Origin of the sequence: Halomonas sp. THAF5a (assembly GCF_009363755.1) — a bacterium.
GTDB lineage: Bacteria > Pseudomonadota > Gammaproteobacteria > Pseudomonadales > Halomonadaceae > Halomonas.
In genome coordinates this window covers 1220257-1242320 of the sequence record NZ_CP045417.1, presented here as the reverse complement: position 1 = coordinate 1242320, position 22064 = coordinate 1220257, and the positions used below count along the sequence as shown (strand labels likewise).

Annotated in this window: 21 protein-coding genes; 16 read left to right on the top strand and 5 right to left on the bottom strand. The window is 66.9% G+C overall.

Annotated features, from left to right (window positions below; translation table 11 throughout):
• Window positions 1–107: 107 nt before the first annotated feature.
• A complete protein-coding gene (locus tag FIU83_RS05570) occupies window positions 108–1001 on the bottom strand; it encodes a LysR family transcriptional regulator (protein ID WP_152483133.1) in 894 nt (297 codons plus the stop codon).
• Between the two features lie 130 nt (window positions 1002–1131).
• On the opposite strand from FIU83_RS05570, the gene FIU83_RS05565 reads away from it, so the two are divergent.
• From FIU83_RS05565 to dkgB (FIU83_RS05540), 6 genes are all read left to right on the top strand, one after another.
• On the top strand, window positions 1132–2313 hold the full coding sequence (locus FIU83_RS05565) for an MFS transporter (RefSeq protein ID WP_152483132.1): 1182 nt from the start codon (window positions 1132–1134) through the stop codon (window positions 2311–2313).
• A gap of 58 nt (window positions 2314–2371) precedes the next feature.
• On the top strand, window positions 2372–3334 hold the full coding sequence (locus tag FIU83_RS05560) for a TIGR03571 family LLM class oxidoreductase (protein WP_152483131.1): 963 nt from the start codon (window positions 2372–2374) through the stop codon (window positions 3332–3334).
• On the top strand, window positions 3324–4304 hold the full coding sequence (locus FIU83_RS05555; RefSeq protein WP_152483130.1) for an alcohol dehydrogenase catalytic domain-containing protein: 981 nt from the start codon (window positions 3324–3326) through the stop codon (window positions 4302–4304). The genes FIU83_RS05560 and FIU83_RS05555 overlap by 11 nt, the downstream gene beginning before the upstream one ends.
• Before the next feature lie 29 nt (window positions 4305–4333).
• Window positions 4334–4642 carry a putative quinol monooxygenase gene (locus FIU83_RS05550; protein ID WP_152483129.1) on the top strand — a complete coding sequence of 103 codons (309 nt, stop codon included), beginning with the start codon at window positions 4334–4336 and terminating at the stop codon, window positions 4640–4642.
• A gap of 110 nt (window positions 4643–4752) precedes the next feature.
• A complete protein-coding gene (locus tag FIU83_RS05545; protein ID WP_152483128.1) occupies window positions 4753–5343 on the top strand; it encodes an NAD(P)H-dependent oxidoreductase in 591 nt (196 codons plus the stop codon).
• A gap of 24 nt (window positions 5344–5367) precedes the next feature.
• Window positions 5368–6174 (top strand): 2,5-didehydrogluconate reductase DkgB, encoded by an 807-nt coding sequence (dkgB, locus tag FIU83_RS05540; RefSeq protein WP_172976031.1) that lies wholly within the window; start codon window positions 5368–5370, stop codon window positions 6172–6174.
• A gap of 196 nt (window positions 6175–6370) precedes the next feature.
• Here dkgB (FIU83_RS05540) and FIU83_RS05535 read toward each other — a convergent pair whose 3' ends face one another.
• Window positions 6371–6952 (bottom strand): TetR/AcrR family transcriptional regulator, encoded by a 582-nt coding sequence (locus FIU83_RS05535; protein WP_152483127.1) that lies wholly within the window; start codon window positions 6950–6952, stop codon window positions 6371–6373.
• A 233-nt stretch (window positions 6953–7185) separates the two neighbouring features.
• Here FIU83_RS05535 and FIU83_RS05530 point away from each other — a divergent pair, with 233 nt between their 5' ends.
• Entirely contained in the window at window positions 7186–8349 is a 1164-nt protein-coding gene (locus FIU83_RS05530; protein WP_172976030.1) for an MFS transporter, read from the top strand.
• 137 nt (window positions 8350–8486) lie between these two features.
• On the opposite strand, the gene FIU83_RS05525 is transcribed toward FIU83_RS05530, so the two are convergent.
• Complete coding sequence (locus FIU83_RS05525; RefSeq protein WP_152483125.1) at window positions 8487–9413, bottom strand: LysR family transcriptional regulator; 927 nt, start codon at window positions 9411–9413, stop codon at window positions 8487–8489.
• Window positions 9414–9536: 123 nt separating this feature from the next.
• Here FIU83_RS05525 and FIU83_RS05520 point away from each other — a divergent pair, with 123 nt between their 5' ends.
• From FIU83_RS05520 to dkgB (FIU83_RS05500), 5 genes are all read left to right on the top strand, one after another.
• Complete coding sequence (locus tag FIU83_RS05520; protein ID WP_152483124.1) at window positions 9537–10571, top strand: Gfo/Idh/MocA family protein; 1035 nt, start codon at window positions 9537–9539, stop codon at window positions 10569–10571.
• A gap of 84 nt (window positions 10572–10655) precedes the next feature.
• Window positions 10656–11405, top strand: coding sequence for a type 1 glutamine amidotransferase domain-containing protein (locus FIU83_RS05515; protein WP_253939548.1), 750 nt, complete (start codon window positions 10656–10658; stop codon window positions 11403–11405).
• A 184-nt stretch (window positions 11406–11589) separates the two neighbouring features.
• Entirely contained in the window at window positions 11590–12177 is a 588-nt protein-coding gene (locus tag FIU83_RS05510) for a TetR/AcrR family transcriptional regulator (RefSeq protein ID WP_152483123.1), read from the top strand.
• The gene (locus FIU83_RS05505; RefSeq protein ID WP_152483122.1) at window positions 12174–13118 is read left to right on the top strand and encodes a DMT family transporter; all 945 of its coding nucleotides are present in this window, start codon (window positions 12174–12176) and stop codon (window positions 13116–13118) included. The genes FIU83_RS05510 and FIU83_RS05505 overlap by 4 nt, the downstream gene beginning before the upstream one ends.
• A gap of 307 nt (window positions 13119–13425) precedes the next feature.
• Window positions 13426–14235 carry a 2,5-didehydrogluconate reductase DkgB gene (gene dkgB, locus FIU83_RS05500; RefSeq protein ID WP_152483121.1) on the top strand — a complete coding sequence of 270 codons (810 nt, stop codon included), beginning with the start codon at window positions 13426–13428 and terminating at the stop codon, window positions 14233–14235.
• Window positions 14236–14293: 58 nt separating this feature from the next.
• Here the strand turns inward: dkgB (FIU83_RS05500) and FIU83_RS05495 are convergent, their stop codons facing one another.
• Complete coding sequence (locus tag FIU83_RS05495; RefSeq protein ID WP_152483120.1) at window positions 14294–15178, bottom strand: LysR family transcriptional regulator; 885 nt, start codon at window positions 15176–15178, stop codon at window positions 14294–14296.
• Window positions 15179–15286: 108 nt separating this feature from the next.
• Here FIU83_RS05495 and FIU83_RS05490 point away from each other — a divergent pair, with 108 nt between their 5' ends.
• Both FIU83_RS05490 and trxA read left to right on the top strand, forming a co-directional pair.
• On the top strand, window positions 15287–15790 hold the full coding sequence (locus FIU83_RS05490) for a lactoylglutathione lyase family protein (RefSeq protein WP_152483119.1): 504 nt from the start codon (window positions 15287–15289) through the stop codon (window positions 15788–15790).
• 215 nt (window positions 15791–16005) lie between these two features.
• Entirely contained in the window at window positions 16006–16329 is a 324-nt protein-coding gene (gene trxA, locus FIU83_RS05485) for a thioredoxin (protein WP_152483118.1), read from the top strand.
• Window positions 16330–16460: 131 nt separating this feature from the next.
• Here trxA and FIU83_RS05480 read toward each other — a convergent pair whose 3' ends face one another.
• Complete coding sequence (locus FIU83_RS05480) at window positions 16461–17414, bottom strand: LysR family transcriptional regulator (protein ID WP_152483117.1); 954 nt, start codon at window positions 17412–17414, stop codon at window positions 16461–16463.
• Between the two features lie 129 nt (window positions 17415–17543).
• Here FIU83_RS05480 and FIU83_RS05475 point away from each other — a divergent pair, with 129 nt between their 5' ends.
• The gene (locus FIU83_RS05475; protein ID WP_152483116.1) at window positions 17544–18854 is read left to right on the top strand and encodes an efflux RND transporter periplasmic adaptor subunit; all 1311 of its coding nucleotides are present in this window, start codon (window positions 17544–17546) and stop codon (window positions 18852–18854) included.
• Window positions 18851–22024 (top strand): efflux RND transporter permease subunit, encoded by a 3174-nt coding sequence (locus tag FIU83_RS05470; RefSeq protein WP_152483115.1) that lies wholly within the window; start codon window positions 18851–18853, stop codon window positions 22022–22024. Before FIU83_RS05475 ends, FIU83_RS05470 begins: the two co-directional genes overlap by 4 nt.
• Window positions 22025–22064 lie beyond the last annotated feature (40 nt).

Genomic DNA, 22064 nt, shown 5'->3' with positions numbered 1-22064 from the left:
GCGGGTGACGGCGGGACGAACAATTCCATCGGCTACACCTTGTTAGGTCAAGCCGGCCGCGAAATGCGCTAATCCTCGCCTCCCCTGGCCCATCACGGCCGATGCCATCACAGCCTCAGGCGCGGCGCCATAAAATCGAGGAAGGCGCCGATGCGCCCCGACAGGGCCGTGTTGCGGTAGTAGACGGCCTGGACCGATTCCCTCGGATTGGGGCTGATCATACGATCCGCCAGCAGGGTCACCAGCCGCCCCTGGACGAGATCCTCCTGAATCATGAAGCGCGACAGGCAGGCGATCCCCTCGCCGGCCAGGCACAGCTGGCGCATGACCTCCCCGCTGGTGGTGCTCAGCTGCGAGCGGATGTTGGGGCCCTCTTGCGTCAGCCCCTCGACGGGCCAGCGATTGAGATTGTCGGCATTCAGGAATCCCAGCAACTGGTGATCACGCAACGCCGCGGGGCTGACCGGCACGCCATGGCGCTCCAGGTACTGCGGGCTGGCGACCAGCTGCAGCGGCGAGCGCCCCAGCGGGCGGGCATGCAGGGTGGAATCCGCGAGGCCACCGATGCGAATCGCGACGTCCGTTCGCTGCTCGAGCAGGTTGATGATGTCATCCGAGGCGGAAAGCTCGAGCTCGATCCCGGGGTAGTGTTCGCGGAATGGCCCGATCAGGGGCACCAGCTGATGCAGCACGAAGGGCGTGGCGGCATCCACTCGAAGACGCCCCCCGGGGCGCTCGCGACTCAGCCGCATCGCCTCCTCGGCCTCTTCCAGGGTGTTGAGCCCCTCCCTGACCCGGTCGATGAAGAGGCGCCCCTCGCTGGTCAGGGTCACGCTGCGCGTGGTGCGGTTGAGCAGGGGGGTATCGAGCTGCTGTTCCAGGCGCTGCACGGCACGCGACACCCGTGCCACCGGCACCTCCATCAGCCTCGCCGCCGCGCTGAAGCCGCCGCTGTCGACCACGGCTACCAAGAGCTGAAGATCCTCGGTCCGACTCTGCATACTCCCCCTGGCCGCGGCACTGTTATCAAAAACGTAAAGGTGTTTTGATTTTACCCCGGTTTATCGCATAAGACAGCCGGCGCAGACTCCGCAGCGTGAAACCTTCCCTCGCTTCCCAAGGAGATCTGCCATGCCCATTGCATTGTTTGCACTGACGCTCAGTGCCTTTGCCATCGGCACCACCGAATTCGTGATTGTCGGCTTGGTGCCCACCATCGCCCAGGACCTGGGCGTGTCATTACCCTCGGCCGGCCTGCTGGTCAGCCTCTATGCCGCCGGCGTCGCCGTCGGTGCGCCCGTACTGACCGCCCTGACCGGGCGCCTGAACCGCAAGCTGGTGCTGCTGGGGCTGATGGCCCTGTTCATCATCGGCAACCTGCTGGCCTGGCAGGCGCCGGGCTACGGCTCGTTGATCACGGCGCGCATCCTGACCGGCCTGGCCCACGGTGTCTTCTTCTCCATCGGCTCGACCATCGCCACCAGCCTGGTCAGCAAGGACAAGGAAGCCAGCGCCATCGCCATCATGTTCACCGGCCTGACCGTGGCCCTGGTCACCGGCGTGCCCCTGGGCACCTGGATCGGCCAGAACTTCGGCTGGCGCGCCACCTTCCTGGTGGTCTCGGCGCTCGGCGCCCTGGCCCTGATCGGCAGCGCCCTGCTGGTGCCCAGCAACCTGAAGAAGGCCGCGCCGGCCTCGATCGGCCAGCAGCTCAAGGTCCTGACCCATCCGCGCCTGCTGCTCGTCTACCTGATCACCATCCTGGGCTACGGCGGCACCTTCACCGCCTTCACCTACCTGGCGCCCATTCTTCAGGAGGTCAGCGGCTTCGGCGATAACGCCGTCAGCCTGATCCTGCTGGTCTATGGCGTCTCGGTGGCCTTCGGCAACATCTACGGCGGCAAGATGGCCGACCGCATGGGACCCATCCGTGCCCTGACCCTGATCTTCACGGGCCTGATCGCCATCCTGCTGGTGCTGACGATCTCGGCCACCCATCCGGTAGCCGCGGTGCTGACCGTGTTGATCTGGGGCGCCTTCGCCTTCGGTAACGTGCCGGGCCTGCAGGTCTACGTGGTGCAGCAGGCCGAGCGCTTCGTCCCCGAGGCCGTCGACGTGGCCTCCGGCCTCAACATCGCCGCCTTCAATATCGGCATCGCCCTGGGCTCGGTGGTCGGCGGCTACATAGTCGACGGCATGGCCCTGACCGATACCGCCTGGATCGGCGCCGGCATCGTGGTGCTGGCCCTGGTCCTGACCCGGCTCTCCGGCAGCCTCGACCGTCGTGGCCAGGCCGAGACCGTCGCGGCCTGATGTCCCTTCCTCTGCCCGGCCTATGCGCCGGGCAGCTGCTTGCCGACAGGAGATCGACATGTCATTGACCCGCCTGACCCAAGGCCCGCTGACCCTCGGGGTCGAGCTGCCACTCGATAACGACTGGAGCCCGAGCGGCGAACGCGCCCGTCGCGACGAGGCCCGCCCCTTCGGCGTTCCCGACATGGAAGCCCATGCCGAGCGCATCGCCCAGGTCGACCGCCTCGGCTTTCGCGCCGCCTGGCTGCGCGATGTGCCGCTCTACGACCCCAGCTTCGGCGATGCCGGCCAGGTCTTCGAGCTGTTCACCTATCTCGGCTACCTGGCCCGACACACCGACCACCTGCTGCTGGGCACCGCTGCCGCCGTGCTTCCCCTGCGCCAGCCCTGGCTGGTGCGCAAGGCGGCCGCCACCGTGCAGGCGCTGAGCGACAACCGCCTGCTGCTGGGGGTCGCCAGCGGCGACCGCCCTGCCGAGTACCCGCTGTTCGGGGTAGACTTTACCGAGCGCGGCGCCCGGTTCCGCGATGCGGTCGAGATTCTCAAGGGGCAGGCGGATACCCGGCTGTCATCGGGGCAGGCCGTGTTGCCCCATGCCTCTCAACCACCGCTGCTGGTGGCCGGCCTGGCCCAGCAGACACCGTCCTGGGTGGGCGAGCAGATGGACGGCTGGCTGGCCTATCCCGGCACGCCACAGGACCACATCCAGCGCGTCGGCCTGTGGCGCCAGGTGGCCGGTGACAAGCCCTATGTCAGCTTCATCCACCTGGACCTGCTCGAACAACCCGACGCCCACACGACCCGGCACCGCTTCGGCATCAGCGCCGGCCGCGAGGGGCTGATCCGCGAGCTCGAGGCGATGCAGGCGGCCGGGGTCAACCATATCGGCCTGCACTTCCGCCGCAACCAGCGGCCCCTGGAGGAGACCCTCGACGAGATCGGCCGAGAGGTGCTGCCGCGCTTCCAGGACCACACGCCTATCATCGACCCCCATGCCAAGGAGACCGCCCATGTCGACTGACCACACGACCCTCCCCGAGACCTTCGAGGCCTGGACCTGGACCGGTCCGGGTGAGCCGAAGGCGCTGACGCGGGAGCGGCGCTCACTGGAGGCGCCCGGCGATCAGGAAGTGATCGTCGCCACCCGCGCCATCGGGCTCAACCCGGTGGACTGGAAGTTCATCGCCATGGACAGTGCCCTGTGGCAACCGGGCCAGATTCCCGGGGTCGATGCCGCAGGCGAGGTACTGGCCTGCGGGGCGGGCGTCACTCACGTCGCCCCCGGCGATCGCATCGCGGTGCATACCACCCTGGCCGGCCCGGGCAGCTTCGCCACCCACCTGCGCCTGCCTGCCCGCGCCGTCATCCCGCTGCCGGAAACGATCGACTGGGCGACCGCGGCGGCCTTTCCCTGCCCGGCCCTGACCGCCTGGCAGGCCATCGAGAAGCTGCCGGTCAAGCCCGGCAAGCGGCTGATGATCACCGGCGCATCCGGCAGCGTCGGGCGCTGGCTGGTACAGCTGGCCGCAGAGCGCGGTTTCCAGGTCATCGCCATCGCATCAACCAAGCGGCATGAGGCGCTCAGGGCCCTGGGCGCGCAGGAGGTGCTCGAGACGCCAGAGGCCCTGTCGGCGCCGGTCTTTGCCGTCATCGATACCGTCAATGGCGAGCACGCGCGCCGGATGACCGATCACCTGGGCGCCAACGGCCATATCGTCTGCGTCCAGGATCGCCTCGAGGCGGCCGCGGCACCGGCGTTCGACCGCGCCCTGTCCCAACACGAGGTCGCCCTCGGCGCCCTGCATCAGGCCGGCAGCGACGCGGACTGGGCCGAGCTGCGCCAGGCGGGACACACCCTGCTCGAGCGCGTGGCCGACGGCGAGTTGACCCTGCCGACGCCCGAGATCGATGACTTCGCGCACCTCCCGCAGCGCCTCAGCGAGCTCAAGCACGCCAGGGTGCGCCCGCTCAAGACCGTCATCACCCTGTAATCCCCCAACCTTCGAGAAAGGAGACCGCCATGCTGTGGGTCATCGCCACGATCACCACCGCCCCGGGACACGACAAGGACGTGCTGAACGCCTTGCGGGACGTCGCGCCGACCGTGCGCCAGGAAGCGGGTTGTCAGCTGTACCAGCCTAGCCAGGATCATCCCGAGGGACTGACGGCCGACGCCCCACCAAGGCGCGACACCGTCACCGTCATCGAGGCCTGGGACTCCCGGCAGGCGCTGGATGACCACCTGGCCACCCCCCACATGACGCGTTTCGGTGAGCAGACCGCAGACTGGGTAGTCGATCGGGACATCCGCCTGCTGACCCCACACTGATCTCAATCTTTGCGCGAAACGAGAAAGTGTTTTGCGCCCTGCCGCGTTGTCCATATCGCCCACTGGCGCCAAGGTATGCTGCCGATCATTAGCGATCAAAAGGAGATCCCTTGAACATTCTGATGCTTAACGGTGCCAAGGCCTTCGCGCACTCCGGGGGGCGCTACAACGACACCCTGCACGAGACGGCACGAGGCCTGCTCGCCGAACAGGGGCATACCCTCAAGGAAACCCGCATCGATGACGGCTATGACCTGGAAACCGAGATCGAGAAGTGGCTCGCGGCCGACGTCATCATCCTGCAGATGCCCGGCTGGTGGATGGGACCGCCCTGGACCGTCAAGCGTTATCTCGATGAAGTGCTGACCGAGGGCCACGGCCGTCTCTTAGCCAGCGACGGCCGTTCACGCCAGGATCCCTCTCGACAGTACGGTAGCGGCGGCCTGCTGCACGGCAAGCGCTACCTGCTATCGCTGACCTGGAACGCGCCGCAGGAGGCCTTCGATGAAGAAGGCAACTTCTTCGAGGGGCGAGGCGTCGATGCCGTCTACTTCCCCCTGCACAAGGCCCTGGAATTCCTCGGCATGAGCGCCCTGCCGACCTTCCTGGCCAACGACGTGATCAAGGCGCCGGACATCGAGACACACGTGGCGGCATACCAGGACCACCTGACTGAACTATTCGCCAAGACGCATCACTGACACCCGAAGCACGAACAGGAGAGCATGATGACGACGATGCCCAACCCGGGTTTTGGCACCTTCCGCCTCGAGGGCGACACCCTGCGAGACAGCCTATCCACGGCACTGGAGGCGGGCTATCGCCATGTCGATACCGCCCAGATCTACGGGAACGAAGCCGAAGTCGGTAACGTCCTGGCCGACAGCGGCATCGCCCGTGACGAGATCTTCCTCACCACCAAGGTGTGGTATGACCGCCTGGTGCCGGGCGACCTGGAAAAGAGCGTGGACGAGAGCCTCGAGCGCCTGAAGACCGACTACGTGGATCTCTTGCTCATCCACTGGCCGTCACCGAACGACGAGGTCGCCATGGAGGACTATCTGCCGGCGCTCCAGAAGGTCAAGGCGGCAGGCAAGGCGCGCCACATCGGCGTCTCCAACTTCACCTGCGCGCAGCTGGACCGTGCCGTGTCGATTCTCGGGCGCGGCGAGATCCTGACCAACCAGGTCGAGGTGCACCCCTTCCTGCAGAACCGCCAGGTGATCGAGAAGTGCCGGGAGCACGGCATCGAGGTGACCGCCTTCATGCCGCTGGCGGTGGGCAAGGTCATGGAGGATGCGACCCTCAACCAGATCGCCGAGCGCCATGACGCCAGCCCGGCGCAGGTGGCGCTGGCCTGGCTCAAGGCGCAGGACATCGTGACCTTCCCCTCCTCCACCAAGGCGAAGAACATCCGCAGCAACCTGGCGGCCTTCGACCTGACGCTCAGCGATGAGGAGATGCAGACCATCGCCGAGCTGGATCGCGGCGAGCGCATCGCCGATCCGGACTTCGCGCCGGACTGGGATTGAGCCCCGGAGCCCCGACAAGGGCGTGATCGGGGAGCAGGAGCGTGACGAGCGCGGTGTCGAAGGGAGAGTCGAACCAGCCCGCCACCGCGACGGAATGGCCAGGGAAGGCCATTCACGCGCCCCGATGGCCTGGGACACAGCCGCTACGACAAGGGCAAACACATCGGAGGGTAGCCCCATCGAGGCCGTATCCGCCTCAGGCGTCTCTTGCCGCTAGCGCCTCGTCGATCCAGGTCTCCAGCTGAGCCTCGCCGACGCCCCGTGCGTCATAGATGACACGGTAGAACAGCGGCGCCAGCAAGCGGTCCGTCAGGCGCTCCAACAGCCGCTCTGGGCCCATTTCCAGGACCTCCTCCGGCCTGGAGCGAGAAGCGGCGCGCTCGACAATATGCTCCAGGCACTCGCGCGCATAGCGATAACAGCGCTCCCGTCCGGTGGGATCACTGCTGGCCATGATGTCGCGCAACATCTGTCGACCCGGGACGGAGGTCATCTCTTCGAGATAGTGGCTGGCAAACAGCACCAGATCCTGCCTGAGGGTGCCGGTGTCCTTGGGCACCGCATCGGGGCGCAGACGCGCCAGCGCGACATCCGCCAGCAGCTCGTTGAGGGTCCCCCAGCGCCGATAGATCGTCGACGGCGTCACTCCCGCGGTCCTGGCCACCAGAGGGACGCTCAGGCTATCGGACTGTGCCTGCAGGCGGCGCACCGCCTCATGCACGGCTTGCTGTATACGGGCGCTCCTCCCCCCGGGGCGCGCCATCACCTTATCCGTCATCCTTTCGTCTTGCCTTCGTTGGTCCTTGAAACACCATGGATCGACTCTGCTCCGCCAGCCCATCGCCCTTACGACGACCGGATCGGTCGAATGCTCGCACTCATTAACGCAAAATATTTGCGTTAGTGCCGAGTGGCGAATACGCTAACGCGAAATTTTTGCGTTAGAAGGAGCGCAGTATGCCATTAACTCGGTCGCACAGCGATGCGCTGCCCTCGGGCTCCCCACGTGCCATGGGGCTCCTGCTGCTCTACGCGAGCACGCTCTTCGGACTGCTCGCCGCCGCCAGTGCTCCCACTCCCCTCTACCCGCTGTACCAGCAGACCCTGGGGTTCTCCGACACCATGCTGACCGTGATCTTTGCGGTCTACGCCCTCGCCCTGCTGGCGACGCTGTTGATCACCGGTGCTCTGTCCGACTTCATCGGCCGCCGGCCCGTCATCGTGGCGGCCCTGCTGCTGCAAGGTATTTCCATGTGGGTCTTCCACGAGGCCGGCACCACGACGGAACTGCTGATGGCCAGACTCCTGCAGGGCGTTGCCACCGGGCTGGCCACCAGTGCCCTCGGGGCGGCGCTGGTGGATATCGATACTCGACTGGGAGGCCTGCTGGCCGTGGCCTGCCCCATGCTGGGGTTGTCATCGGGGATCCTGGGATCGAGTCTGCTGGTCGATAGCAGCGCCACACCCTTCCAGAGCATCTACGAAATCCTGCTGGCGCTCTACTCGCTGCAGGCCATGGCCATCGTGTTCGATCGCGAGCGAGTCGTTCCGCGCCCGGGAGCCGTGGACTCCTTGCGGCCTGCTGTGGCCGTGCCGCAGAGCATCAGAGCCGTGATCTGGCGGATTGCGCCTATCAACATGGCCGGCTGGGCGCTGTGTGGTTTTTACCTGGCGCTGATGCCGGCGCTGAGCGCCGATGTCCTCGCGAGCGACGCCGCCTGGCGCAGTGGTGTGCTCATCTTCCTGCTGCCGTTGACCGGTGGGCTGGTGGCCGTGGCGCTGCGTCATCGAGATACCGCGGTTATCGTGAGAATCGCGGGTATTGCCATGATCACCGGCTTGTCGCTGATGATCGCGGGCACCATCAAAGGTCACGCCTCGTTACTGGCGCTGGGTGGAGTATCGTCGGGCATCGGCTTCGGGGCTGGCTTTCTCGGCACCAAGAAGGCAATGCTGGCTCGTGCGCCGATCGAGCAGCGCTCTGGAGTCATCTCGCTGTTTTTCCTGCTGAGCTACCTGCCTTTCAGTCTCCCGGTCATCCTGGCGGGCATCGGCGCTCAGCACGCGGGACTCGTCCCCACGACCATTGGCTTCGCCTCGCTGCTCGGCCTGATCTGCGCCTGGGTCCTAGGGAAGAGCCAATCGCTGGCGTCTGATACCCCGACCGGCGCGTGATGGGGGGGCAAGGCGAGCTCGAGTCACCGGCCGTGCGCACCCTGGTCGAGGAAATCGCCGGCACAGCGGACTCGGGTCATCCTGACCGCGTCATCTGACAGCCGCCCAGGCACGGCATCCCGCTCGGGAGAGCTCTCCTAACCCTCCCCTGCCGGGGACGGTTCCAAAGCGGCCTGGATCTGTCCACGCAGCCAACCCCGCAGGCGATCCTCGTGCGTCCGCTGATGCCAGGTCTGGATCACCTCGATGCCGCCCAAGGACAGCGGGCAGGGGTGGATCACGAGTCCCGGAACATGGGTCTGGGCATGTGTCGCGACGCTCTCCAGGCAGGTCAGCAACAGGTCACTGCCGACCACCAGCAGGGGGGGCGCCATGAAGCTCGACAGCCCAGCCACCACCCGCCGCGAGCGTCCGATCTCGGCCAGCTTCTGATCGACGCGACCGTGCAGGTCGCCGGTCAGGCTGGTGACCAGGTGCTCGCAGGCCAGATAGCTCTCCAGATCCAGCGTCTCGCCAATCCGCGGATTGTCCCGGGCCGCCAGTACCACGAACCCCTCGGTGTGAATGCGCTGCTGGTAGTAGCTGTCGGGAAGCCCCGCATAGAAGCCGGCGATCGCGATGTCGCACTCACCGCTCTCCAGCTCGGCACGAGGCAAGCGGCCGCGGGTGTTGTGGGTCACCAGCTGCAAACGGGGCGCCTCCCGACGAATCACCGGCAGCAGGCGCGGCAGCAACAGCTGTTCCATGTAGTCGGTGGTGTAGAGGTGCACCCGGTCGTCCCGGGCCAGGTAGTCGCTCCCCTCGCAGAAGTCGAAGAAGCCCTCGATCCCGGCCACCAGGTGCTGTACCCGAGGCGCCAGCTCGTGGGCCCGCGGGGTGGGGGCCAGCCCGCGCGGGGCACGCACGAAGAGCGGGTCGGCGAAATCGTGACGCAGCTTGGCGAGCTTGTGACTGAGGGCCGGCTGGCTGAGGGCCAGCCGCTCCGCCGCCGCCGACACGCTCTTTTCCTGGTAGAGCACGTGAAAGATCAGCAGGAGATTCAGGTCCTTCCCCGCAATATTCATTTCTTGAATACCTGTTATCGAAAAACACAAGTTAACGAATACTGCACCCGTATCTAGCATGGGCACAACTCATGCCGAGGCCAGTTCTGGCGAGCATGCCCCCGACGTCACGAGAGATCCGTCATGTCAACGTCCTCCCCCTCCTTCACCTTCGCCATCATCGGTAGCGGCATGATCGCCGGGGTCATGGCCCGTGCCATCCAGGACGCGCCGCAGGCCGACCTGGTCGCGGTGACCAGCCGTCGCGCCGAGAGCGCCCGCGACTTCGCCCGCGAGCACGGCATCGGCCGCGTCTTCGAGACCTGGCAGGAGCTCTTGGCCGCCGACGGCATCGATGCCGTCTATGTCGCCACGCCTACTGCCGTGCGCGAGGAGATCGCCCTGGCGGTACTCGACAGCGGGCGCCACCTGATCAGCGAGAAGCCCTTCCTCGATGCGGCCTCCGCCGAGCGGCTGGCCGAGCGCGCCATGGCGAAGGGGCTGGCCTTCATGGACGCCACTCACTTCACCCATCACCCGCGCACCCAGGAGGTGATCGAGACCCAGCGGACGCGGCTCGGCCATCCCGGCAGCGTCAACACCTCCTTCTTCTTTCCGTTCATGGACCGGGACAATATCCGCTTCGATCCCACCCGGGAGCCCACCGGCGCCATCGGGGACATGGGCTGGTACAACATGCGGGCCATCGTCGAGTTCCTGCGCCCGCACGGCGCGCCGGTCCGGGTCGCCGGGCAGGTTCGCCGCGACAAGGACAGCGGCGCGGTCATCCGAGGAGCCGGCCTGATGGTCTTCGCCGACGGCCAGACCTCGACCTTCGATTTCGGCTACGACGCCGGCGTCTGCCAGATGGACCTGACGATCCTCGGCGAGCATGGCCTGATCCAGCTCGACGACTACGTGCTCGACTGGAAGGACGGCTTCGCCTTCGATCATCCCGAACACCCTACCGGCTTCGTGGTGCGCCAGGAGATGGCCGCTCCCCACGAATTCGAGCGCCACACAAGCGCTCAGGGCCAGCGCCAGGCGGTGCAGCTCGTCGAACACTTCGTGACCATGGCCCAGACACCGAACAGCCCCGAGCGTGAACAGGCTCGCCAGCGGGCCGTGGCCACGCAACGCCTGGTGGACGCCTTCGTCGCCAGCGTGGACCACGCCTGACCCAGCCCGTCACGCCAACCCGTCCAGGCCCCGCACTCCCCCACCGTCGTGAGGGGCCATCACTACGGTCATGGAGTCACCGAAATGAAAAAGCTTACGTCTCTTCTTGCGGCACTCATGCTGGTACCGCTGTCGGCCATGGCAGATGCCGATCCGAGAGCCTTGATTGTGGTGACCAGCCACAGCGTCATGGGCGACACGGACAAGCCGACCGGCCTGTGGTTATCGGAGATGACCCACCCGCACCATGAATTGACCACTGCCGGCATCGAGGTCGAACTCGCCAGCATCGATGGCGGCGCCGCTCCCATCGATCCCTGGAGCCTGGAAGGCGATGACCCGATCAATGCCGCCTTTCTGGCCTCTCCGGAAACGCGCCGACTGCTGGATAACACGGCCAAGCTGGCCGATATCGACCCTGCCGACTATGACGCCATTCTCTTCGCCGGAGGGCACGGCACGGTCTGGGATTTCCCGGACAGCCCGGCCATCGAGAAGATCGGCTCGGCCATCTACGCCCAGGGCGGCTATGTGGCGGCCGTCTGTCATGGACCGACGGCCCTTTTGAACCTGCGTGACGAGCAAGGGAACCTGCTGATCGACGGCAAGCGGGTGGCAGGTTTCAGCAACGCCGAGGAAGCCGAGGTGGGCTTGACGGAGGTGGTGCCCTATCTGCTGCAGGATGCGCTGACCGCAGGTGGCGCCCTCTACCAGGAGGGCGAGATGTTCCAGCCCTTCGTGGTCCAGGATGGCCGCCTGATCACCGGCCAGAACCCCCAGTCCGCCACCGAGCTCGGCAAGACCCTGGCCCAGGCGCTGAACAGCGAGGCATGAGCCTCCAGGACCTGGCCGCCCCATCAAGCGCTCCCCTGCCCGGGGAGCGCTTGGTTTTTATCATGGTGCGCGGACCTCAGGCAGGGGGTGCCACGCCAGAGGCCCGAAGATCTTGCTGCGGTTTCGTTTGACCTCATGGCGCTAGTAGGTAGACTGATCTACCTACTCGTTCAGTGAGGCTCCCATGACCCGCCCATCGCCCAACGCACCCGCCAGCGCCCAGCAGCGCCTCATCGATGCGGCCGCCGAGCTCTTCTACAACGACGGCATCACCGCCACCGGCATCGACACCATCGTCAAGCACGCCGGGGTCGCCAAGAAGAGCCTCTATAACAACTTCGCCTCGAAGGCCGCGCTGGTGGCGACCTACCTCGAGGTACGCCATGCCGAATGGCTGGACCTCTACGCCACGCGGCTGGCACAGGCTCACACCCCTCAGGACAGGGTGATGGCCGTCTTCCTCGCCTACGAGGATCATGCCGAGCACGCCTATTCGCGCGGCTTTCGGGGCTGCGGGCTGCTGAATGCGGCGGCCGAACTGCCGGCGGGCGCGGCCGGCAGGGCCGTGGTGCGACGGCACAAGGAACAGGTCGAGGCCTTGCTGGCGGAACACCTCGAGGCGCTGTTTAACGATCGGGCACGGGCCCAGCAGCTGGCGCAGCACCTGGCCTTCCTGCTCGAGGGGGCCATGGCCCGGGCGGGCCTGGAGGGCGAGAGCGACTGCCTGCGGCAGGCGCGCACCATGGCAGCGGCCATGCTGGAGGCCGCATGACACGGCAGGTCAACGAACGGTTACTGGGCATCCTGACCGTGCTGGTGGCGGCGGTGCTGTGGGGCACGACCGGCACGGCCGCCACCTTCGCCCCGGATGTCGGAGCGGTCGCCATCGGGGCCGTCGCCATGGGCGGCGGGGGATTGATGCAGGCGATGCTCTCGGCAGGCAGGATTCGCCACCACCGGTCTCGGCTCAGGACCCACTGGCGCTGGCTCGTGATCGGGGCGGTCGCCGTGGCCATCTACCCGCTCGCCTTCTATGCCTCCATGCGCCTGGCCGGGGTGACCATCGGCACGGTGGTCTCCATCGGCTCGGCTCCCCTGCTCTCGGCGCTGATCGAGTCGCGGCTGGACGGGCTGCGCCTCGGGGCACGCTGGATGCTCGGCGCCGGGCTCGGGCTGTCCGGCATGCTGCTGCTGTGCGTGGCCGAGGGGGCGGGGCATGTCCCGGCGGGCACGACGACCGACGTGCTCCCGGGCACCCTGCTCGGCCTGCTCGCCGGCCTCAGCTATGCGCTGTATTCCTGGACGGCACGCCGCCTGATGCAGCAGGGCATCCCCTCGCGCGCCGCCATGGGCGCCACCTTCGGCATCGGCGGCCTGCTGCTGGTGCCGGTCCTGCTGCTGACCGGCGCCCCGCTGCTGGCCTCCTGGAACAATGCCGCCGTCGGTCTCTACATGGCCCTCGTGCCCATGCTGCTGGGCTATCTCTGCTTCGGGCATGGCCTGGCGAGGGTCCCCGCCAGCACGGCTACCACCATCACCCTGTTCGAACCGGTCGTGGCCGCCGGCCTGGCGGTGATCATCGTCGGCGAGCGCCTGCCGACCACCGGCTGGCTGGGCATCGTGCTGATCCTGGCCTGCCTGGTCTGCATCAGCGCACCGGTGGGACGCACTCGGCCACGGGGCGAAGCGGCACGGCAACAGACGGCTCGCTGACACACTCGTTCGCCTGACTGGGCATACCGATCACGGGAATCACCACCGAACGGATCGACCCTCGGGCCTCGGCGCGGCATCGTCGTCCGGCACGGTGCCGCGCCCCTTGTCGATCTCGCGGGCCGACGGACCTTTTCAATTAGCAAGATAATATTTTTCGTTGAGCGGCATTGTCTCATCGCCCCTTCGCCCCCAAGGTTAACGGCACGCCCTGCCCTCCTTGGGAGGGAAGGGCCGTCAGCATGCCGAGAAGGCCTGGATGTCCCCCGAGGGCACTCAGGAACACTTCCCCCGATCAGGAGTCTTCATGACCGCGACAACACTGCCCAACCCCGGCTTTGGCACCTTCCGTCTCGAGGGCGACACCCTGCGAGACAGCCTGACCACGGCACTGGAGGCGGGCTATCGCCATGTCGATACCGCCCAGTTCTATGGAAACGAAGCCGAGGTCGGTGAGGTACTGGCCGACAGCGGCATCGCCCGCGACGAGATCTTCCTCACCACCAAGGTGTGGCATGACCGCCTGGTACCGGGCGACCTGGAAAAGAGCGTGGACGAGAGCCTCGAGCGCCTGAAGACCGACTACGTGGATCTCTTGCTCATCCACTGGCCGTCACCGAACGACGAGGTCGCCATGGAGGACTATCTGCCGGCGCTCCAGAAAGTCAAGGCGGCCGGCAAGGCGCGCCACATCGGCGTCTCCAACTTCACCTGCGCGCAGCTGGACCGTGCCGTGTCGATTCTCGGGCGCGGCGAGATCCTGACCAACCAGGTCGAGGTGCACCCCTTCCTGCAGAACCGCCAGGTGATCGAGAAGTGCCGGGAGCACGGCATCGAGGTGACCGCCTTCATGCCGCTGGCGGTGGGCAAGGTCATGGAGGATGTGACCCTCAAGCAGATCGCCGAGCGCCATGACGCCAGCCCGGCGCAGGTGGCGCTGGCCTGGCTCAAGGCGCAGGACATCGTCACCTTCCCCTCCTCCACCAAGGCGAAGAACATCCGCAGCAACCTGGCGGCCTTCGACCTGACGCTCAGCGACGAGGAGATGCAGGCCATCGCCGCGCTGGATCGCGGCGAGCGCATCGCCGATCCGGACTTCGCGCCGGACTGGGATTGAGGCCCCATGCTCCCCGAGAGGCACATCACCGGGGAGCAAGCTGCCGACCCGCCAGCCGCTAACCGGCTCGGGCACTCCCCAGACGGGCAGTGAGCCACTCCAGGGCGCGGTCGGCACGCGCCGACAGCGGCCACTCGGCGCGATGCAACAGCCACAGGCTATCCATCACCTCCGGTGCGCCATCGACGACGCGGATCGCCTCCGGTGCCCCGAACGCCTCCCGGGCGAAGCGCGGCAGCACGCTGAAGCCGAGCCCCTGGGCCACCGGCGCGAGGATCAATCCGATCTGGTTGGTAAAGCCGCGACAGGGAAGGTGGCGCACGCCGGGATGCCCCGGGAAGCGGCGGCTCAGCAGCCGGGTGGCCATATCATGGCCATCCGGATGATCGATGAAGCCGATGCGCACCAGATCCTCCCAGCCGTCGACCTTCGCCGCCGCCGGCACCACCAGCTCCAGCGGCTCCCGGGCGAACAGCGACACCGCGAGACGCGGATCCTCCGGGCGCTGGGTGGCCAGCCCCAGCTCCGCTCGATTCTCCAGCACGGCCTCGATCACCTCCGCGGTAGGCGCGAAGCGATGGCGGATCGATAGCCCCGGGGCCTCGTGCTGCAGCGCCAGCAGGTGGGGGTAGATGGCCAGCCCGATACTGCCCGGGGTAATCAGTGACAGCTCGCCCTGGCTGGCATCATCGCCGGCCAGGCGCTGCTCGAGGCGCTGCTCGGCGGCCTGCATCTCCCGGCGATAATCGAGTAGCGCATGCCCCGCGGGGGTCAGCTCCAGCTTACGCGACTGACGCAGCAACAGCGGCCCGAGCCGGCGCTCCAGGTGCTTGATGTGCTGGCTGACGGCCGCCTGGGTCAGGTCGAGGTGCTCGGCGGCGCGGGTGAAGTTGCCCAGCTCCACCAGAGCCTCGAAGGTGCGCAGCCACTGCGGCTGTAGCATAAGCATCTCTTATCGTGATCATAACGGCATGGTGGTTTTGATTATGGCCGTCGGCGCCTAGCATGCAAGGCGTTCACTGACATTCGCCCAACGGCAGGAGACGTCATCATGACTCAGGCCTATCCCCGCACCTTCTCCCACATCGGCATCTCGGTCCCGGACGTCGAGGCCGCCCTCAAGTTCTACACCGAGGTCCTCGGCTGGTACGTGATCATGGAGCCGACCACCATCGTCGAGGACGACTCGGCCATCGGCGTGATGTGCACCGATGTCTTCGGGGCGGGCTGGGGCTCGTTCCGCATCGCCCATATGTCCACCGGCGACCGGGTCGGCGTCGAGCTGTTCGAGTTCAAGGACCAGGAAGATCCGGAGAACAACTTCGAGTACTGGAAGACCGGCGTCTTCCACTTCTGCGTCCAGGACCCGGACGTGGAAGGCCTGGCCGAGCGCATCGTCGCCGCCGGCGGCAAGCAGCGCATGCCGGTGCGCGAGTACTTCCCCGGCGAGAAGCCGTATCGCATGGTCTACATGGAAGACCCGTTCGGCAACATCCTCGAGATCTACAGCCACAGCTACGAGCTGACCTACTCCGCCGGCGCTTATGCTTCCTGAGTCCCGCTCGTAGAAGCCGTCGGTCGCTCGCGTGACCGGCCGCCCCATCAAGCGCTCCCCCGCCCGGGGGAGCGCTTGCGTTATGTGGGGTGGCGTGGCCATAAAATGTGAGCTTGCTAACAAAAAACCGGAAAGGTAAGGTGGGTCCAGCCGTGGCGCCCTCGAGGCGCCCTCCCCCTCAATCGGCATTCTCCCAGATGCCAAGGAGTCGATACATGGCCAACCTGACAGTCGTCAACGAGAGCAATTACACCCAGGAAGTGATCGAGAGCAGCGAGCCCGTGCTGGTCAAGTTCTGGGCCCCCTGGTGCGGCCCCTGCAAGATGCTGGACCCGGTCGTCGAGACCATCGCCGAGGAGCGGGGCGACAGCCTCAAGGTGGTGGCCCTCAACGTCGACGAGGCGCCCGAGCTCGCCGCCAAGAATGGCGTGCGGGGCCTTCCGACCATCGCACTGTTCAAGGATGGCGAGAAGGTCGAGGCGCTGGCCGGCGTGCAGTCGAAGGGAAAGTTCGACGCCATGCTGGCGCGCCACGCCTGAACCGCACGGCGCCCGATAGCCTGACCCCATCCGCACCCGGGCCGGCACACGCCGGCCCGATCGTCGCTGTGACATGCGGCGGCGCCTCTCCCTTCTCGACGACACCGGCCAACGACGGCCTCATGTTCGGGTCAGGCCTGCGACTGCTTGCCATACATGGTGGCAAACCCCGGAATACGCGCCTCCCAGACGGGCGGGTCCCCCACCAGCTCCTTGACGATCTGCATGAACAGCCGGGTGCGCAACGGCACGTCACGATGCGGGTAGAGCAGATTGATCATGCCGAAACGCTCGAGCGGCAGGTCGATCATCACCGGGACGATCAGCCCCTCGAGCACCTCGTCATCGATCCCGCAGGCCGGCAGGATCCCGATGCCCAGGCCGTCGATGATCCCCCGCTTGATGACCTCGATCTCGTTGGTGCGTAGCTGACTGTTCAGGGTGATCTGCTGCAGGGCCCCCTGCGCGTCGCGATACTGCAGATAGTCGACCTCGGCATGGTGAGAGGACCAGGTCAGGGCCGGCAGCCTCGACAGAGCCGACAGGCTCGTCGGCTCCCCGTGTCGACGCAGAAAATCGGGGCTGGCCCCGATCATCACGTGATTGGCCGCCAGCGGGCTGGCCACCAGGTTCGAGGCCTCCAGCTCGCCGATGCGAAGGGCCACATCGAAGCCCTCGCCGATAAGATCGACCGGGCGATCCTCCAGCATCATTTCCACCTCGACCTCGGGATAGGCCGAACGAAAGCGACGGACCGCCTCGAAGCCGAGCCGCGTCCCCAGAAGGCCCGGCGCATTGAACCTCAGCTGACCCTGCGGGCTCCCCTGGAGATTCTCGGCCAGGGTCTGGGTATTGCTCATCCATTCGCGCAGCGAGCGCCCCTGCTCCAGCATGGCCCGTCCGGCATGGGTCAGCGACAGCGAACGTGTCGAGCGGTTGACCAGCCGCACGCCCAGCTCCTCCTCGAGCCTGGCGACATGCTTGGAGATCACGGAGCGGTCCAGCTTGCGTCGCTTGGCGGCCTCGGTGAAGCTGCCGAGTTCCGCCACTTCCACCAGCAGCAGCAACCGGCTGGGCATATCCATTGGTGCCTCCAGGTAGGCCAAAAACTGTCATAGAGTGCATTCTTGGCAACAATCTTGTGCGACCGACCGGTCTAATTCAAGGCGACATGAATCGTTAGACTAGCGTCCATTACCCAATGGATTCGACTTATGTCTAACAACATCTCCCCCAACGGAGCCAACCGGCCCCCTTCATGGCCCCGTCGCACGGCGCGCCAGGGCCTGTATCTCGTGGCGCTGACCGCCTTCGGCGCCCTGCTGGCAGGCTGCCAGCCGAGCCAGGGCGACGCTTCACAGACGAGCGAGGCCACCCAGCCGCCTTCCGTGGAGGTCGTCGAGGCCGTCAAGCAGCCGATCGCCCAATGGTACCGTTATACCACGCGGCTCGAGGCCCCCGAGCGGGTGACCCTGCGTCCGCGTGTCACCGGCCAGGTGGACGAGGTGCTGTTCGAGGAAGGCAGCCTCGTCGAACAGGGCCAGCCGCTGGTACGCCTCGACCTCGCGCCCTTCGAGGCCCGAGTCCGCGAACTCGAGGCCCAGCTGGCCCGCGGGCGAGCCGAACAGGCCAGAGTGGACGGCGAGGCCAATCGCGCCGCACAGCTTGTGCAGCGCAACCTGATGGCTCGCGAAGAGGCCGAGGCGCGTCGCGCCAACGCCCGGGCGCAACATGCCCAGGTGGCGACCCTCCAGGCCCAGCTCGACAGGGCTCGCCTGGACCTCGAGCATGCCGTGGTGACGGCGCCCATCAGCGGTCGCGTCTCCCGGGCCGACCTGACCGAGGGCAACGTGGTCACCGCCGGCCAGAGCGTGCTGACCACCCTCGTCAGCACCGAGCAGGTCGATGCCTACTTCGATATCGACGAGCGCACCTGGAATCGGGCCTTCGCCAGCCTCGCCGCCGATCAGGACTGGCCGGTGGAACTGCAGCTGGCCGGCCAGGAGGACTTCGCCTTCGAGGGCCGGCTCGACTTCATCGACAACCGGGTCGACCCGGCGACCGGCACCCTGCGGGTGCGGGCTCGCTTCGATGCCGACCATGTCTCGCTTCGTCCCGGTGCCTTTGCTCGCGTCAGGCTCACCGCTGCCTCACAGCATGAGGGGGTGCTGATCCCCGATCGCGCCATCGGCACGGACCTGGATGCCCGCTTCGTGCTGGTGGCCGAGGAAGACGGTGCCCTCGCCTATCGCCGGGTCACCACCGGCAGCCGCTTCGGCGCCTGGCGCGAGATCACCTCCGGCCTCCAGGGTGGCGAACCCGTGGTCGCCGCCGGTCCTGCGAAGGTCGGGCCCGGCATGGCCGTCACCGCAGAGATCGTCGACGGACCGGATCGCACGCCGCTCGAACGGTTGCGCGAACGCACCTCGCAGCTGGCCCGACAGCTGGAGGGCCCGCGGGCGACCGAAGAGGCAACCCCGCTCGTCATGGCCGAGCAGGACCGTCAGGAGCAGGAGCGGTCATGAACGTCTCGAGCTTCTTCATTCGACGTCCGATCTTCGCCGCGGTGCTGTCGATCCTGATCGTGGTGGCCGGCAGCCTGGCGCTGTTCAAGCTGCCGGTCTCGGAGTATCCCCAGGTGGTACCGCCGACCGTGGTGGTCAAGGCCAACTACCCCGGGGCCAATCCGGAAGTCATCGCCAAGACCGTCGCCACGCCCCTGGAGCAGGAGATCACCGGGGTCGAAGGCATGCTGTACATGGACTCCCAGTCCACCGCCGACGGCAACCTGACCCTGACGGTGACCTTTGCCCTGGGCACCGATCTCGACCAGGCCCAGGTCAACGTCCAGAACCGGGTGGCCCGGGCCACGCCGCGCCTCCCGCAGGAAGTGCAGGCCCTGGGCGTGACGACGGAGAAATCGTCGCCCAACCTGACCATGGTGGTCCACCTGACCTCGCCGGATGGCCGCTATGACCAGCTGTGGCTGTCCAACTACGCGCGCCTCAACCTGCAGGACGACATCGCCCGCCTGGACGGCGTAGGCGACGTTCAGCTGTTCGGTGCCGGCGAATATGCCATGCGGGTCTGGCTCGATCCGGATGCCGTCGCCTCCCGCAACCTCAGTGCCGGCGACGTGGTCGCGGCCCTGCGCGAGCAGAACCAGCAGGTGGCGGCCGGTAGCCTGGGTGCCCAGCCGGCCCCCAGCGAAAGCCAGTTCCAGCGCCTGCTCAACGTCAAGGGCCGCCTGTCATCGCCCGAGGAGTTCCGCGACATCGTGATTGCGGTCGACGATGATGGCCGCATCACGCGCCTCGCCGACGTGGCCCGGGTCGAGCTCGGCGCCGATCAGTACGCGCTGCGTTCGCAGCTGGATGGCAAGGACGCCGTGGCCATGCCGGTCTTCCAGCGCCCCGGCTCCAACGCCATCGCCCTGTCCGATGCGGTGCGCGGCTACATGGCCGAGGCCGAACAGGCCTTCCCGGACGGCGTGGAATACGACATCGCCTACGACCCGACGGTCTTCGTGCGTGGCTCCATCGAGGCGGTGGTGCACACCCTGCTGGAGGCGGTGCTGCTGGTCGTGGTCGTCGTGGTGCTGTTCCTGCAGACCTGGCGCGCCTCGCTGATCCCGCTCATCGCCGTTCCCGTCTCCCTGATCGGCACCTTCGCCGTCATGCAGATGATCGGCGTCTCGATCAACACGCTGTCGCTGTTCGGCCTGGTGCTGGCCATCGGCATCGTGGTCGATGACGCCATCGTGGTGGTGGAGAACGTCGAGCGGAACATCGAGCTCGGCCACTCGCCATTCGAGGCGACCCAGATCGCCATGCGCGAGGTCACCGGCCCGATCATCGCCATCGCCCTGGTGCTGACTGCGGTCTTCGTGCCCACGGCCTTCATCAGCGGCCTGACCGGCCAGTTCTACCAGCAGTTCGCCCTGACCATCACCATCTCGACCCTGATCTCGGCCTTCAATTCGCTGACCCTGTCGCCGGCCCTGTCGGCCCTGCTGCTCAAGCCCCATGGCAGCAAGCCGGACTGGCTGACCCGAGGCATCGACATGCTGTTCGGCCGCTGGCTGTTCGCGCCCTTCAACCGGGCCTTCACCGCCATGTCGCGGGGCTACACCGGCCTGATCCGTCGTCTGCTGCGCTTCGGCCTGATCGTCGGCGTCGGCTACGTGGCGCTGCTCGGCCTCACGGGCAAGATCTTCCAGGAGGTGCCCGGCGGCTTCATCCCCGCCCAGGACAAGCAGTACCTGGTCGCCATGGCGCAACTGCCGGATGCGGCCAGCCTGGACCGCACCAGCGAGGTGATCAGCGAGATGCAGGAGATCGCGCTGGATACCCCGGGCGTCGCCCACACCGTGGCCTTCCCCGGCCTCTCGGTGAACGGCTTCGTCAACGCCTCGAACTCCGGGATCGTCTTTACCCCGCTGGACGACTTCGCGGATCGCCAATCGCCGGAGCTCTCCGCCAGCGCCATCGCCGCCAGGCTCAATGCCCAGTTCGCGCAGATCGACGAGGCCTACGTGGCGGTCTTCCCGCCGCCGCCGATCCTCGGCCTGGGCACCACCGGCGGCTTCAAGCTGCAGCTGCAGGATCGCGGCAACGTCGGCTTCACCGGGCTGTTCGATGCCACCCAGGCCGTGGTCGATGCCGCCAACCAGGATCCGCGCCTGACCGGCGTCTACTCGAGCTATCGCATTCAGGTGCCGCAGTTCGATGTCGACGTGGATCGCGAGCAGGCCCTGGTGATGAACGCCTCCCTGGACGCGGTCTTCGACACCCTGCAGGTCTACCTGGGCTCGCTGTACGTCAACGACATCAACCAGTTCGGACGCACCTACCAGGTGCGTGCCCAGGCCGACGCCGAGTACCGCCTCGACGCCGAGGCGATTCGACGGCTCAAGGTGCGCAGCAACGACGGGCGCATGATCCCGCTGGGCAGCTTCGTCGAGGTCACCCCGACCACTGGACCCGATCGGGTCATGCACTACAACACCTTCGTCAGTGCCGACATCAACGGCTCGCCGGCGCCCGGCTACTCGAGCGACGAGGCCAAGCAGGCGATCGAGGACGTGCTGGCGAACACCCTGCCGGCGGGCGTGGACTACGAGTGGACCGAGGTGACCTACCAGCAGGTGCTGGCCGGCAACACCATGATCTATGTCTTCCCGCTGGTGGTGCTGCTGGTGTTCCTGGTGCTGGCGGCCCAGTACGAGAGCTGGTCGCTGCCCTTCTCGATCATCCTCATCGTGCCGATGACGCTGCTGTCCGCCATGGCCGGCGTCTGGCTGACCGGCGGCGACAACAACATCTTCACCCGCGTCGGGCTGATCGTGCTGGTGGCGCTGGCCTGCAAGAACGCCATCCTGCTGGTCGAGTTCGCCCGCGAGCAGCAACTCTCGGGACAGTCGCGGGTCGAGGCCGTGCTGACCGCCTGCCGCCTGCGCCTGCGCCCGATCCTGATGACCTCGGTGGCCTTCACCGCCGGCGTCATCCCGCTGATGCTCGCCGGCGGCGCCGGCAGCGAGATGCGCCAGGCCATGGGCGTCGCCGTCTTCTACGGCATGATCGGCGTGACCCTGTTCGGGCTGTTGCTGACCCCGCTGTTCTACGTGGGCATGCGTCGCCTGGTGGAACGGCGCCAGCCCGCCACGCCCCCGCCACTCGCCGACGCCACCGAGTGAGGTTCAGGGGCCGGCCACACGGCCGGCCCCGCTTTCCCTG